Annotated in this window: 21 protein-coding genes; 7 read left to right on the top strand and 14 right to left on the bottom strand. The window is 55.5% G+C overall.

Annotated elements, in window-relative coordinates:
- The first annotated feature begins 23 nt into the window (after positions 1 to 23).
- On the top strand, positions 24 to 227 hold the full coding sequence (locus BMW74_RS04825; RefSeq protein ID WP_093414381.1) for a hypothetical protein: 204 nt from the start codon (positions 24 to 26) through the stop codon (positions 225 to 227).
- Between the two features lie 9 nt (positions 228 to 236).
- On the opposite strand, the gene BMW74_RS04820 is transcribed toward BMW74_RS04825, so the two are convergent.
- From BMW74_RS04820 to BMW74_RS04790, 8 genes are all read right to left on the bottom strand, one after another.
- Positions 237 to 563 (bottom strand): hypothetical protein, encoded by a 327-nt coding sequence (locus BMW74_RS04820; RefSeq protein WP_093414378.1) that lies wholly within the window; start codon positions 561 to 563, stop codon positions 237 to 239.
- 81 nt (positions 564 to 644) lie between these two features.
- A complete protein-coding gene (locus BMW74_RS04815) occupies positions 645 to 1,106 on the bottom strand; it encodes a hypothetical protein (protein WP_093414376.1) in 462 nt (153 codons plus the stop codon).
- Entirely contained in the window at positions 1,103 to 1,345 is a 243-nt protein-coding gene (locus tag BMW74_RS04810) for a hypothetical protein (protein WP_093414373.1), read from the bottom strand. Before BMW74_RS04810 ends, BMW74_RS04815 begins: the two co-directional genes overlap by 4 nt.
- The gene (locus BMW74_RS04805) at positions 1,342 to 2,970 is read right to left on the bottom strand and encodes a YqaJ viral recombinase family protein (protein WP_093414371.1); all 1,629 of its coding nucleotides are present in this window, start codon (positions 2,968 to 2,970) and stop codon (positions 1,342 to 1,344) included. Before BMW74_RS04805 ends, BMW74_RS04810 begins: the two co-directional genes overlap by 4 nt.
- The gene (gene bet / locus BMW74_RS04800) at positions 2,967 to 3,773 is read right to left on the bottom strand and encodes a phage recombination protein Bet (protein ID WP_093414368.1); all 807 of its coding nucleotides are present in this window, start codon (positions 3,771 to 3,773) and stop codon (positions 2,967 to 2,969) included. The genes BMW74_RS04805 and bet overlap by 4 nt, the downstream gene beginning before the upstream one ends.
- Positions 3,774 to 4,053: 280 nt before the next feature.
- Entirely contained in the window at positions 4,054 to 4,188 is a 135-nt protein-coding gene (locus tag BMW74_RS25425) for a hypothetical protein (RefSeq protein ID WP_256562525.1), read from the bottom strand.
- Entirely contained in the window at positions 4,185 to 4,418 is a 234-nt protein-coding gene (locus BMW74_RS04795) for a hypothetical protein (protein WP_093414366.1), read from the bottom strand. The genes BMW74_RS25425 and BMW74_RS04795 overlap by 4 nt, the downstream gene beginning before the upstream one ends.
- The gene (locus BMW74_RS04790) at positions 4,415 to 4,663 is read right to left on the bottom strand and encodes a hypothetical protein (protein ID WP_093414363.1); all 249 of its coding nucleotides are present in this window, start codon (positions 4,661 to 4,663) and stop codon (positions 4,415 to 4,417) included. The genes BMW74_RS04795 and BMW74_RS04790 overlap by 4 nt, the downstream gene beginning before the upstream one ends.
- Before the next feature lie 299 nt (positions 4,664 to 4,962).
- On the opposite strand from BMW74_RS04790, the gene BMW74_RS25675 reads away from it, so the two are divergent.
- Entirely contained in the window at positions 4,963 to 5,145 is a 183-nt protein-coding gene (locus tag BMW74_RS25675) for a hypothetical protein (protein ID WP_175479152.1), read from the top strand.
- Positions 5,146 to 5,864: 719 nt separating this feature from the next.
- On the opposite strand, the gene BMW74_RS25165 is transcribed toward BMW74_RS25675, so the two are convergent.
- Positions 5,865 to 6,308, bottom strand: a complete 444-nt coding sequence (locus BMW74_RS25165) for a hypothetical protein (protein ID WP_175479151.1) — start codon at positions 6,306 to 6,308, stop codon at positions 5,865 to 5,867.
- 583 nt (positions 6,309 to 6,891) lie between these two features.
- Between BMW74_RS25165 and BMW74_RS04775 the strand changes: the two genes are divergently transcribed.
- Positions 6,892 to 7,206 (top strand): DUF1654 domain-containing protein, encoded by a 315-nt coding sequence (locus tag BMW74_RS04775; protein ID WP_256562524.1) that lies wholly within the window; start codon positions 6,892 to 6,894, stop codon positions 7,204 to 7,206.
- A gap of 92 nt (positions 7,207 to 7,298) precedes the next feature.
- Positions 7,299 to 8,048: an SPOR domain-containing protein gene (locus BMW74_RS04770; RefSeq protein ID WP_093414357.1), complete on the top strand. Its 750-nt coding sequence runs from the start codon at positions 7,299 to 7,301 to the stop codon at positions 8,046 to 8,048.
- A 75-nt stretch (positions 8,049 to 8,123) separates the two neighbouring features.
- Here BMW74_RS04770 and BMW74_RS04765 read toward each other — a convergent pair whose 3' ends face one another.
- The gene (locus BMW74_RS04765; protein WP_093414353.1) at positions 8,124 to 8,342 is read right to left on the bottom strand and encodes a hypothetical protein; all 219 of its coding nucleotides are present in this window, start codon (positions 8,340 to 8,342) and stop codon (positions 8,124 to 8,126) included.
- A 167-nt stretch (positions 8,343 to 8,509) separates the two neighbouring features.
- On the opposite strand from BMW74_RS04765, the gene BMW74_RS04760 reads away from it, so the two are divergent.
- Positions 8,510 to 8,776 carry a hypothetical protein gene (locus tag BMW74_RS04760; RefSeq protein ID WP_218189034.1) on the top strand — a complete coding sequence of 89 codons (267 nt, stop codon included), beginning with the start codon at positions 8,510 to 8,512 and terminating at the stop codon, positions 8,774 to 8,776.
- Positions 8,777 to 9,482: 706 nt separating this feature from the next.
- Here the strand turns inward: BMW74_RS04760 and BMW74_RS04750 are convergent.
- The 4 genes from BMW74_RS04750 to BMW74_RS04740 form a co-directional block, all read right to left on the bottom strand.
- On the bottom strand, positions 9,483 to 10,337 hold the full coding sequence (locus BMW74_RS04750; protein WP_093414344.1) for a hypothetical protein: 855 nt from the start codon (positions 10,335 to 10,337) through the stop codon (positions 9,483 to 9,485).
- Positions 10,338 to 10,483: 146 nt separating this feature from the next.
- A complete protein-coding gene (locus BMW74_RS25160) occupies positions 10,484 to 10,633 on the bottom strand; it encodes a hypothetical protein (RefSeq protein ID WP_175479150.1) in 150 nt (49 codons plus the stop codon).
- A 55-nt stretch (positions 10,634 to 10,688) separates the two neighbouring features.
- A complete protein-coding gene (locus BMW74_RS04745) occupies positions 10,689 to 10,925 on the bottom strand; it encodes a hypothetical protein (protein WP_093414342.1) in 237 nt (78 codons plus the stop codon).
- A gap of 3 nt (positions 10,926 to 10,928) precedes the next feature.
- Positions 10,929 to 11,774, bottom strand: coding sequence for a S24 family peptidase (locus BMW74_RS04740; protein WP_093414845.1), 846 nt, complete (start codon positions 11,772 to 11,774; stop codon positions 10,929 to 10,931).
- A gap of 112 nt (positions 11,775 to 11,886) precedes the next feature.
- Between BMW74_RS04740 and BMW74_RS04735 the strand changes: the two genes are divergently transcribed.
- Both BMW74_RS04735 and BMW74_RS04730 read left to right on the top strand, forming a co-directional pair.
- Complete coding sequence (locus tag BMW74_RS04735) at positions 11,887 to 12,123, top strand: helix-turn-helix domain-containing protein (protein ID WP_093414339.1); 237 nt, start codon at positions 11,887 to 11,889, stop codon at positions 12,121 to 12,123.
- Between the two features lie 50 nt (positions 12,124 to 12,173).
- Positions 12,174 to 12,776, top strand: coding sequence for a hypothetical protein (locus tag BMW74_RS04730; RefSeq protein ID WP_093414336.1), 603 nt, complete (start codon positions 12,174 to 12,176; stop codon positions 12,774 to 12,776).
- Positions 12,777 to 12,828: the final 52 nt, after the last annotated feature.

Below are 12,828 nucleotides of genomic sequence, written 5' to 3'. Positions count from 1 at the left end.
TGCCGCAAATCAAAAGGACTCACATGAAACTGAACATTATTACTCTGGGGCTTATCGCTGTTCTGGCTGGCTGCACAACCGCCGGGCCATATGTCACCAATATTTCCAGTGATGGTCGTAACGGTTTGAACATTGAGAAGTGCGCAGTGAAAATGAATGCATTCATGGGCACGGTTAGCACCTCCGAATGCACATCCCAGAATGTTCAACTCAGTCGTAGCAACTGAGTTCAGGCTTCAGTCGGGCGCAATGATCTCGTCGCCGGGGTCTTTCTGTAGTGCGAGAAGGCTTTTACTGTGGAATTCCCGCGCCACCTTTTCCGTAAGTTCGAATTCGTGGCGCGGCGGATTTAGCAGCGGCCGACTCTGGACGGCGCCCATTGCATGCAAGTGATGAATCATCAAGGTCATCGCCTCGCCTTGCTCAGTAATGCCTGACCACCCCATCAGATCGGCCAGAGCCTGGCGTGTGCCGGGGCGAACCCTGAGCCTCAATTCCTCTTCGGCAAGTGCCACACGCTTCCTGGCAGACTTGGCCGATCGCTCCTGTACTGATTTGGCCATGGCCTACCTCTTCAATTCCACTGGCCGGCAGTGCGAGCCAGGTTGGTCGGCGTCTCGCGCTGATCTGTTTGTGGATTCGCTTCACGCTGCAACCTTCTGCTGATTCCAGGCACCGACCGCTTCGAAGATCCGCGCGGCGTGTGCCTCATCGAGCGACAGCGCCTCAGGGATGGCAATCCATCCCGAAGCCACCATCTGGCTCTGGTTGGCCTCGTCACGCAGCTTCTTGTAACAATGCTCGATTACGTCTTCCAGGTGATCGGAGAGGTAGACGCCATCGGGCGCCACCTCCACTGACTTGCTGTAACGGTCGCCGCGGGCGTCGATACAAAGCGCGCTGAGGTAGATCGTCCACCGGTGCGGGATACTGCAGACGGCCTGGCCGATCCTCCCCGGCGCGACGTTCTTCAGCGACTTGTAATTGATCATGCCCTGGCGGCCGCTGGGGTCGATGTTGACCACTGCGACGTGGTTGGTAACCAGCAGCGACCGGCAGGACCGGTCAATGCGGGCTTTGAGGTTGTGGGGCTTGCGCTTGCTCATAAAGCCTCCGCGAGTTTGCGCAGTGCGTTACGCTCGGCCCGGGTTATAGGCGGCTTGCGGCGCTTGAGGATGGTCGTGGGGTCGATCATTTCCGAGCGCTTGGCCGGTTCTGGATTGATCTCCGGGCTCTCGCCGATGGTGAATTTGCCGCCGGCGGCCAGGTGCCGACGGACCTGAGTGGAAAGCTCGAGCGCTTTCTCGCGCCGGAACTCGATGTCTGACTTGAGATTGCTGATCATGCTGCCGCCTTGGCCAGCGTCACCCCGGCCATGCTGAAGGTTGATCCCTGCGCTGCAACCATTGCGTCGAGCGCTTCCCAGTTGACCGAAAGCAGTGTGATCGGCGCTTGACCATATGCCACAGCTTTCACCAGGGCCTCGAAGTCCGTCACGTTGGCCTGCAGCAATACCTGCTCGACGGCAGGATTCGTCACTGGCTTTTCGGTCTGGGTGACGGATGCCGCCGTCTGGATCGGCGCGGCGCGGACTGGCTCGGGCGCCGCCACCTTTTCGGCAACGAGCTCTGGCTTGATGGCAGCCAGGCGCTGGGCTTCCTGCTCTTCGGCGATGCGCTTCGCGTCGGTCTTTTCCTGCTCCGCCTTCTGGTGTTCGGAGATCCTGAATTTGATCAGCGTCACCAGGTCGTCATTGGCTTTGGCCACCAGCTGTTGCACGTCATTGAACAGAAAGACGTGGTCAACGGCGAGTTCCGCCAGGCTGCTCAGGTTCAAGCGAATGCTGTCCGCTGCCTGACTTGCATCGATCTTCGCCCGGGCCAGCTCGGTATCAACTGCGTCCTGGAGGCTGGCGATGGTGCGCTTGTTCTTCATGGCGCCGGTGAAGTCCGAAACGACATGAGGCAGTGTGACTTGGCCAAGGGTCTTGTTGATTGCGGCGATGTGGCCCGCTAGGGCGAGCTCGGCTTTTTGCTTGATGTTGGTCTTCACCAGCAGCTCTTGAGCCTTCACCAGCTTGTCGACCTTCAGGCGGGTCTCGCGGGCATGGGCGCTGATACGATCCAGTGACGAAAACAGTTCGTCGATGCTTTGGGTCTGCGACAGGGCCTGCTTCTTGGCGACCGCGACAGCTTCCTCGACATCGCCGCACCATTTGACCGCCTTCTTGGCGTCGGCGAAATCCTGGTCGGTGGAAAGTGTGGTTTTCACCGAGTCGATGACAGCCAGGGCTGAATCTTCAAACACCTTCAGGTTGCTGGCGGTGACCATGCCGGTCAGCTCGATGCGCAGCGCTGGCAGCTCGTCCGGTGCCTTGCCGACTACGATTGAAGGGGCGTCGGCCATTTCAAAGTTGGCCAGGTCTGCCTCGAACTGTTTCCAGCCCTCAATCAACTGGGCCGCACGACCGGCGACGGGCCGGTACTCCATGTGCACGAAGTTCTCCGCGGTGCCGTCCGAGCAAACAAAGATCACTCGCTCAGCGCCACTGACCAGCAGTTGCTGCTCAAGCTGCCAGTAATAGTGCGGAGCCAGGTCGCCGGCTTTCACTTGGGCCACGACCGACTCATTCCACAGCTTGTGCTCGAACAGGGTCTCTCCGAGCATTGTGGCGCCGTCCATGGAGGCGAGTAGGTTGCCTTTGGTGCCAACGATCGGATACAGCTCTTCGCCGATCAATGCTTCAGTTAGTGGGCGGGCCAGGGCTTCAGTAGCGTGGCCTTTGTCGAAGATAAACTGCTGAGAGGGCGTGACGTCCGGCGTTATGCCGGTCTTTTTGGCTGCCAGCAGGTCGGTGCGAGTTTGGTACTTTGAGGCGCCCATCATTGCCGGGGCCTCAGAGGCGGTGAAGTGCTGGGCGCGGAGGGCAAGCCACTCGGCGGAGCCTTGAGCTACGTTGTGAATTTTCATGCTGCGTCTCCATCGAGGGCTTTGAGGTTGGTGATGATTTCGATCTGGTCATCGCGCAATGAGTACTTGCTGCTGACGTTGGAAATGATGTGTTCCGGACTAGTGCGGCCGGCGTCGATCAGCGGCTGCCATTTTTCGATGTTTTCAGCCAGCAGCTCGTCGGGATAGGCAGGCTTCGCGTCCGGCTCTGGTGGGGTCTGCCGGGTCGGTGAGATGTCTTTGGCTGCCTCCTCGAATGTCTTGCCTTCCATCTCGTCAGCCGTTGGCGCAGATCCGACTTCGGGGAATGCTTTGCGCAGAGCCTGTGCCTCGGCGCATTTGGCGAGTTGGGCAAATGCTCGACGCTTCCACATGGCGTTGGGCGCAGCGGTGTCCTTGCTCGATGTCGCGTAGTTTTCAAGCCAGCGCTCGTTGGCTGTGTATTCAGCAACCAGCCCGTTGCTCATCTGTCTCTTGACGGTCACGCGGCACCATTCGGGGTAGGTGACTTCTACGCCGCTAAGCTTTGCCGTCACTGGTGGGCCATATTCAGGCTCGCTGATTCCGGCGTACTGGCCGGTGCGCGCCGCCTGAATGCGGTACAGGCCGATGCCCGGCATCACCGTGTCCTGCATCTTTTTCGTCTTCGAGTTCCAGATCGGGACGATGTGCACCGGCTTCAGCATGGGGTCCAGGTGCGCGGCCTGGCAGTAAGCCAGCACCATGACGACTGAGTTCTTTTCTGCGCCGGGGTAGAGGCTGCTGCTCAGCACTTCAACGAGCGCGGCCTCCGACATCGCCGGCGCGCCGTCGTCCTGCTTCATTACTGCGGACATGGGGATTCCTTGCCGCGATGCTCGCAGCGTTCAAGTTGGTTTGGACTACTGAGTGACGCGATCAGCGAGAGCGCTGAGCATCATCAGAAAGATGAAGATGGCGAGGACAGGGAATGAGCCGCGCCAGATGAGCATGCGGCGCACGCGCTGGTGGCTGGTCATTGCGACACCACCACCGGAAGTTGGCCCTGCTGCTGAATCTCGCGCATCTCGGCGTAGATTCCCCACCAGAAGACGGTGATGACGACGAGAAACCACCAGAAGGGCCTCATGACACCCTCGCAACCAGCATGCCGCGCCTGGTTTGAATGCGGATGCGCTTGGGCAAATCAGCGACCAGAAAAAAGCCCTGTCTATGCAGGGCTTCGGTCATTGCTTTGGCATTACGGGCGATGATGGTCATGCTACTGCTCCTTGCTTGAGCGATGCGTTGTAGGAGGCGTAGATCTGGTCGATACGTGCGCGGTAGTGGCGGTGCTCGTCATCGCTGATCGCCCGGAGCAGGAACGCCAGGGTCACGGCCGAAGTAGCTGCTGCGCTTGCATTGGCTTTGCCGAGATCACGGATCAAGTTGTCGATCTCGCCCTCGATCCAGGTAACCGCCGTTTGGTGATCACGCTGCTGCTGGTTCATTGCTTCTCTCCATTCATGCCGAAGAAGTCGCCGATCTGCTCAACTGCCAGGCTGATTCGCTTGGCGGCTGCTTTGCGCTCGGCCAGTTGGATAGCTTCGCGCTCGACCAGAGCCTGACTACGCGCCAGTGCGGCCGCTTCGTAGTCATGGAAATCCTCCGCCTTGGGCGCCTTTGGGTGACCCCATTCGTCGAAGCGCCTGTCCCACTCTCGGGCCTGGGCGCTATCTGCATAGCTGGTGGACATGGTCGCCTCCAGAGTGGCGTGCGTTGATCCAACAAAACTCGGCTGCACTCATCCATTCCGCTGGTTGCCGCTGGGCGCGGAGGGGAGTGCATGCGGGTGGTGTCGGGGATTGGCTGTCTTTGGCTCTTTGAATTGCCATGTATCAAAACTGAATTATTGAGCTGATTTGCAGTCTGAAAATTCAACCAATACCAGCTTTTAGGACGTCGAAATGAAGCGCGCAGTAGTTATGATTTTGGCTGTTTCTGGCCTTTTCCTGCTTGGTGGTTGCGTGCCTATCTGGGACGATGGGGGAAGGTATGGGCATGATCATTACAGAGGCGATGATCATGGACGCAGATACGACCAGGGCGACGACAATGATCAAGGTCGAGGCCGTGGTTACGATCGTCGTTACGATAATCGCGGGTATGATCGCAATCACGGCCGAGATCATGATGATCGAGATGACTGATACTGGCAGGCTTTCAGAGTTGAGCTGAATAGTGCAGGCGCCCGGCACTGCCCGGGATGTGTCGAGTCTGGCTAGCTTTGCCCTCGGACTCGCCTGCGGTGTTCGTCTTCGTTTTGGTTGGGCCTACCTTTCGGCTGATGCGCGGTCACATCGTCGGCCCTACTGTCCGCTGCCTGTTAGGGTGTAGGGCGCAGCCTTCAGGCTTGCTGCGCCACGCAGGTGGAACGTTGAGCTACTTCATGGCGGTATCTCCTGTTGTTCGCTCACTGGGAAGGCAGTGGCCACCTATTGAGTGGGTGCCGGTCTTTCCCGGCTGTCACGGCGCTTGTGCCAGATCAAGGTAGCTCGCCAATACCAGGTTGGCGCTGACCCTGCGCAATGCGGGCTGAGCTATTCGCCGAGCGATGCAGAAGGCCGGACGCTACCCCGGCTATGGAACGTTCATGCTCTGTGTAATGGCCGCAGCGCGTTCGGTATCGCCCGATTGCTCGGCAAGGCTGCAGTACGTCCGAATCCAGGGGCCTGTTTCCACCAATACAAGAAGGTGTGCACTTACCCACCTTGGCTCCAATCCCCAAGGAGCGATCCCCATCGAGTCATGCCGTGTGTAGCGTGTCTCCGAGGCTCAGTATCGAGCCCATCTTTCCACGCCGCTTCTGCTGTGTTGCGGTGATGCAGGTGGGCGGTTATAGGCCGCGATTTCGTCCGCATCCGTCTGCCCACTCACTGAATGGGCAGAGGTGATGCTCAGCCTTCGCGTACTCGGGAGATCGGGTTCGGTTCATTCAGGAACGGCGACAGCCGAAGCTGAAGCATCTTTACGTGGTCGGCCTGCTGGTCGATCAGGCTGCGAATGTCTTTGACTTCGTAAAACGCCATCAGCTGCTGAACCTCGGCATCAGGCATAGGCAACGTTCGCGGCTTCATGTCTGCCACGCGAACCGTGTAGACGCTGTTCTCGCTGATCCCGCAGACGATCACGCGGGCCACGTCTTCCATCCGGCCAGCATGAATCGTTGCAGTCGGCGGCGACTGGATCGGAACATCTACCCAAGTGTTCGACTGATAGGTGCCGACCACCTTGTGCGTGTAGATCTCGTTCGGAACGCCGTGACGCTTCATCTCGATCAGCGCGTAATCGCCGAAGCTGGGAAACGACGCTTTGGCTAAGTCGTAGTTGAACTCGCTCATTTGTGACTCCCGGTTGTCATCCCAAGCAGCCCTCGCGAGAAGGCTGCTCAGTGATGCTTTCCACCGTGACCCGCTACTGGCGTCGGTCGCTGGCTTGAATCGAATGTCGTGTCTCACCGCTGCGTCGGCTTGCCGGGCGCATCTGCTCAACGGGTGTTCCTGGCCGCTGTTATTCGCCACCTGCGGACTGGGCGATGATTTCTTTCCATACGTTTACGGTTTGGCTGCTGGGGCCGAGCAATACGGCGTACCTAGGTGGGAGTCGCCCACGCCTGGTACGTCAATGCCTGGCTGATCCAGAAGCTTTCTACGATTGGGTTGTTAAAGAGCGTTCCGGTTGCCCGAGGCTTCTCGGCCTTCGCAGTGGGTGTGTGTTGCTGCGATGGAGTTAATTTAGCCCTGCGCTAAAGTTGAGTCAATAGCTTTGAGCTAAATAAATTAGCTGTTAGCGAAATATGGTCGACTTTATGTGTCAGCCAAGGCGCCGGACTGGTGGGTGTGTAATGGCCTTTACGGAGGACTTAGCACTGCGCTATGATTTTGATGTGCTGTATAGATATACAGTTGTCAGATGAGGGCGAAGATGGACGTTCAGCAGATCCAAAAAGAAGAGTTGAGAGCGGTAGCGTCAGGCATGGAAAGGCTCAGCCTGCGGGTATCCGAGATGATCAATCACCCAATTGCACAGCTTCAGCGCTGGGTAACGATCCATCGCTTGGATGCGGATGGCGATCGGGAGTGGGACGAAGTGCTTGGTGTCATTGCCGACACGGATGAGCTCGAACTCACGCTTAACGACGACGGTAGCGTCACAGTGAGGTGGGAGCAGCAGGAGGCGGAGGGCGTCGCGAGGGGTGTGCCGGAGTTCGAGTCTGAAGAAGAGCCAGCGCCTTTCTGATGAAAAACAAAAGCCCGCGTTTGACGGCCTTAGGGTTGGCGCGGGCTGGTATCCTGCGGGCCTACCCATTACAGGTTTTGCGAGTGGCTTAAATGGAGTTTTATTTGTGTCCGAGGATTTTCGCTGCTGGCGTGGTGCTGGTAGCGCTGGCCGGTTGCGACGTTACTCAAGATATGGCGGTAGATAAGGGCCAAGACATGGTCGCCTCAACCCTCAAGGATCCTGATTCAGCGAAATTTCAGCGTGTTTTCATGGTGGAAGAGAAGGTCATTGGCGATGCGCACTACGGCGTGCTTTGTGGAGAGGTCAACTCAAAAAACTCGCTTGGAGGATTCACAGGCTTCAAGCGATTTGTGGCGAGTTTCAATTACTCCAAAAAAGGCACGGTTGGAGTCAGCTACGTCACTCTTGAGGAGGGGCAGAATGCCGAAATAAATACTTCAGGAAAATCATACTTTAACGATATTTATTGGGTTGGGAGGTGTGAGCCCAGGCTCGCGCCAGCAAAAGCAGAGCCAGCAAAAGAAGACCCGCCAGTCACGACGCTATCAAAGTCAGAGGTACGCAAGGCTGCGAAGTCCGCCCAGGTCGCAAAGACTGCGCCTGCTACCGTAAAAGTTTCTAAATGGGCTGTTCAGGTTGCATCTATGAGCGATGCGGTCCAGGCAGAAAATCTTCAGCAGGCAATAGCCGCTGATGGGTTTACCTCTTATGTAACCACCAAAGACGGCAAGATCCGCGTATTTGTTGGTCCTTTTGCTGATCGAGCAATGGCTGACAGCATGATTGGCGAGCTGAGAACAAAGCAGCGTCTAAAGGGGTTCGTGATAAGGGTTGATTAATAGGATCTGCAGGGCGGGACATAAGTGAGTGCCCCGGCCCGAGGCAGGGCACTGGCAGGTTTTTCGGTACCTGCCTCACTCAGATTCCTGAACCCTCAGCCTCGCCAGGCCCTGCTTGATATGCCCGGCGTTCTCGCCGATCACTTCCAGTGCGCCACGCACGTTCTCACCGGCCTCAGCATGGCCTTGGCTCTCGACAAGCAGGGTCAGCTCCATCAGTGCTGCCTCCAGGGCAAGCTGGTTGTCATACAGGCGCTCAAGAACATCAGGAAGGGAGTATTCGGGGGAGGGCATGGCTTCATCTCCGCTTGAGGGAGTGGAAAGCGTAGCCCATGGAGTGCTCTGCAGACGACGGGCAAGCTGCACGCGCGGGCGCCAACCACAGAGGTGTCCTACTCTTCCAGATTGTTATCGTTTAATTGAGAGGCAGGGTTATGGCAGCCACGGAGCGAACGTTTCCGATGCACGATCTCATCATCGCGCTTTTACGCGACCAGAATATCCATACGGGGTACTGGGGCTTGACCGTGCACTTCAGTGCGACCGGCACCAGTGTTGCACAGGAGGGACGACCTAAAACGGCATTGCCCGGACTTGCAGTCGCAGTCACCGGGGTGACGCTTGTTCCGGCAAAGGACGGAGAGGAGGGCAGTCTTGATGCTTCGCTGGTCAACCCGGCGAAGACTACTCGGACCAGGAGCTCAGCGAAGGCGAAGGCTCTGCATTGATCCGAGGCAAAAAGAAGCCCGCTTGTGGGCGGGCCAAGGGATGTAAGGAGTAGGGGCAATCTGCGCCTCATCCCGTGACTGATTCGTGAAAAGGGTGTCGCAGATACGAGAAAGCCCGCGAATGGCGGGCTCTCTGCAGATGGGACCAAATCAATTTGGCTGACCACATTGTGCTGGGCTGGTGTGACGAAGGCGTGACAGGCAGAAACAAGAAGCCCGGCGCTGGGCCGGGCTTGGAACAAAGCAAGAGTCTTATAGTTTTATCGGGCGGATTACCCTCGATAGCCTATAATTACAAATATCGATTTAGCATTGTCATATAGATTGTAAAGGCTCGCCAAAAATACAGAGATAAGCAGGCACTCTAGTGCTGTTTTTGAGTGAGGCACATTGCCGGTGAATATAGTTGAATTGATCAAAGTCAGGAGCGTGATGGAGCTGAATATAAGGAATATTTGCTCGTATGTGGATTTTCTAAAGGCGGTTATTGTCAAATTAAAATTTGCACCAGTCTTATCTATTAGCTCTCTCATTCTACTCAGCACAACCCCTGCAGTTGTCGTGTTTATTGCAAGCAGTGCAATTTGCAGGTTTATCAAGTTGCTATCAAGAAATCTCAGAATGTAAGATGAGTCAATCCAATCAGAAGCAAATCTGATTGCTGCGCCCATCAGTATCATCATTGAAAATGTCTTGATTGTGTCAATCACTGATTGAACCTCTCTAACAGCAGATATAGCCCATCCTGAGTTAGATTATCCACGGTAAACTCATCGATCTCAAGTGTTTTAATTTCCGTATTTGTTTGTATCTTTTGTCTTATGCCATTTATCTTTACGCTTATGTTTCCTCCGCCCTGTGATGCGTACTCAACTAGGCCAGACACAATTCCGTTTGATTCGTTCAGCTCCAATGCTGCCCCTTGATCGGCATTTAGTTCGACATTTGTCCTGTGTGAATTGGTCTCCTCGTTTATTGATTTTAAATCAATGGTGAGGGATTTTGATATGTTGGACATGTTTGGGGATATGAGTTCAAACTTTACAGATGAAACTTCATCTACGTGCTTGTTTACGATATCCCAAAAGTCGCGCTTATCGAAGCGTGGTTCAATATGCAGCGTGAGCTGTCTAGTTCGCAGGCCGTGTTCAAGGTTTTTCTGTAGTAACTTTGTGACTGCGCGTGTGCTTGAAAAGGCTTTTATGTTGCGTGAAATTGCTATTGATTGTACGGCTGGATCATTATTTATAATGACTGTTATGTGGGGCCAACTATCTATCGTTGACTTCTTAAGGTCGGTAGTGCCAATTTCTACGTGTTTCTTTGCGCCGAGCTTGAATGCGATCCATTGACCACCTACCGGGATCTTTTTTTGTATAATGTCAAATGTTCGATGATTTATTGTTATTAGTTTCTCAATGACCTCGCCAAATATATTGTTCTTTTCTTCTTTCAGCTTCTCAATCGAAAGGTTATCTATGTAGAGATCATCATGAATGTTTCTGCTTATCGGCAGAAGTTGGAAGCGATATAAGTCAAAAGTTAGCTTTTTGTATTCCATTACTATTCCCTATTTGCCTTTTTACGCAGCAATTCTGTTCTTGATCTTGGTTTGATTGGTGTCAGCAAGTGGATACCTTTCTGCGCTCATTACGTATAGCCACTATCAGATACCAGTCTTCCCCCACTCAATCCTCCCCGCCTTCACTAGTGAACCATCACGATCTTCCCGTCATTGCAGACTTTGAGGCGATTCAGTGATTGTTTCAGATTCTTGAGCGCACCAAGAAGGACGTTCGCCTCCTCAATCATGCCGGCTTCGCAGAGTTTTTGAATGGCGTCCTGCAGATTGTCCATTGACTACTTTATTTCCTCGAATCTGGTGCTTGCGGCTGAGTCTTGCATCAGTGTGTTATTCCTTGATTCTCTTGATCAGTCCCATCTTCACCTCTTCCGCATACCCCGCCAGCTTGTCCTCGACATCCTGGAAGCTCAGCGCAATCTTCATCAGATCGTCGGCGCCTTGCTCATCCCCGGCCGCCAGAAGGCGCTTAGCAAAGACGAACAGGTCGACGCCTGACCACTTGAGCAGGGCGGCAGCTTCTTTCAGGTCGCGGCGTAGGTCTTGGTTGGGCTTGGTGAGGGGCATGGGTCACACCGGATTACCATTCCAGACGTAAAGCACCCGAGCCAGGATGTGGGTGTCATCCACTCGGATGTCCTCGGGGTCGTGATGCTTGTTGTCCGAGATCATCTTGAAGCGGTCCTTGCCTTTCTTCTGCAAGCGCTTCACGTACAGCATGTCGTCGTGAGAGAAGAGGTAGATCCCATCCCCAGTGAACTCCCGGATCGTGATGTCCACGAGCAAGGGGTCACGATCCTTGATCGTCGGCGCCATTGACTGGCCCCACCCGGTGATCATCTTCAGGTGGAAGTGCTCTTTGAACGTGAGACCCAGGTCGCGCAGATGCTTGGGGCTGACCCTGATGTCCTGGAGCATTTCCGGGTATTCGTGCGGGATCTGCCCGCCGCCCATCGCTGCGCGCACATCGTAGTGGGCAATCCACACCTCATCACCGACCTGCCCGGGGCGAGAGAAGTCGACGTTGATTACGTTGCTCGACCCCTCGGCCACTTCAATGATTCTGTCTCGAACTGCGCTCGAAAGCCCCTTGACCCTCGCAAGCATTTGCTTCACCTGATCGGCGGCAGACTGCGTTGCTGGCGCCTCTTCGGATGCAACTCCAATTTCGGATGCCTCTGAGGGCGGGAGGGCGGGCTGCTCGCCGGCTGGCAACGAATCAAACCAGCCCCTTGGTAGTCCTTCAACCGCCTCAATCCGGCGAGCTACGTCATCGCCCAAATTTTTCACGGTCTTGTCCGACAAAATCTGACTCAGATGCGCAGGTGCCATCCCCCAGCGTTCGGCGCACGCGCCTTTCTTCTGGCTTCCTATCAGACGAATCAGTTGCTGCTTACGAATCGCATAAATATCCATGAAGGGAAGAATGCCAGCGTTTAGCTCAATGCTAAATGTGCTCAAAGCTAAATGTTCCTTGCTATGATATTAGCCGCGAGCTAAATTAAGCTCATGTTTAAGGAGAATTCCCATGAATGACCATCTGCGTGACTGGCTTGCCAGCGCTCCAAATGAACGGCGCCAGGCTGTGGCGGACGCGGCAAAGACCACGGTTGGCCACCTTTGGCAACTGGCAGGCGGTCATCGCAAGGCATCCGCCGAGCTTGCCGGTCGCCTCCAAGATGCCTCTTGCGGCGAGATCACCATTGCAGGACTTCGTCCAGATCTTCTCGACTTGGCGCACAAAGTTCTCCGCGGCGCTGCCTGACCTCCATGTTCGCCACTCCATTGAAGCCAGATTAGAAGAGAGCAGCCCCTATGCAAACGTCGAACTTGCGACACGAAACACGCGATGCGGTCTTGGTCGCCATTGCGCGCGACATGATCGCGAGAACGAGCATGAGCCAGGACGGCTTTGCGGAGCAGCTCAATCACCAGCTGTTTGTACGCGCACCTGAGCGCTGCAAAGAGAAGGGTTTCCCTGATTTACAGGGAATGACAAAAACCGCCGACATGCAAGCCTATGGCCGCGCCTACAAGGCGTGGAGCAAGCGGGTAGAGCGCTGGCTTGATGACAGCGGCGACCGCATCGAAATCCCGTCATGGATTGAAGAGTCGTGGGTAGCCGCCCTTGATCAGCCTTGGCGTGATCGCGCACTGATTGAGTTGTCCGGCCGTTACGGCCTTCTTGCCGTTAAGCAGATCGGCTCTGGTATCGATGACGCCTTGCAAGTTTTCGCTGGTATCTCGATGAGCTTTGGTCATGTCGCCGGCCTGGGCGGGAAGGTTTTTGCTGACGGTGCGTTTGACCAGAAAGACCAAGTTTACGCCGAGTCATTCGAGACCTTCTGCCGGTCGCTTGCCGCGCACGCAGTTGCGATGGCGGATCGAGCAGCTCTCGTTGCATCGAAGATTCACTAAATCCCGTGCACAAAAAAGCCGGGGCGCAATCCCGGCTAATTCATTACCACTT

The sequence above is a fragment of the Pseudomonas sp. ok272 genome (assembly GCF_900109995.1).
In the GTDB taxonomy this organism is placed as follows: Bacteria; Pseudomonadota; Gammaproteobacteria; order Pseudomonadales; family Pseudomonadaceae; genus Aquipseudomonas.
This window is presented reverse-complemented; position numbering and strand designations above follow the sequence as displayed.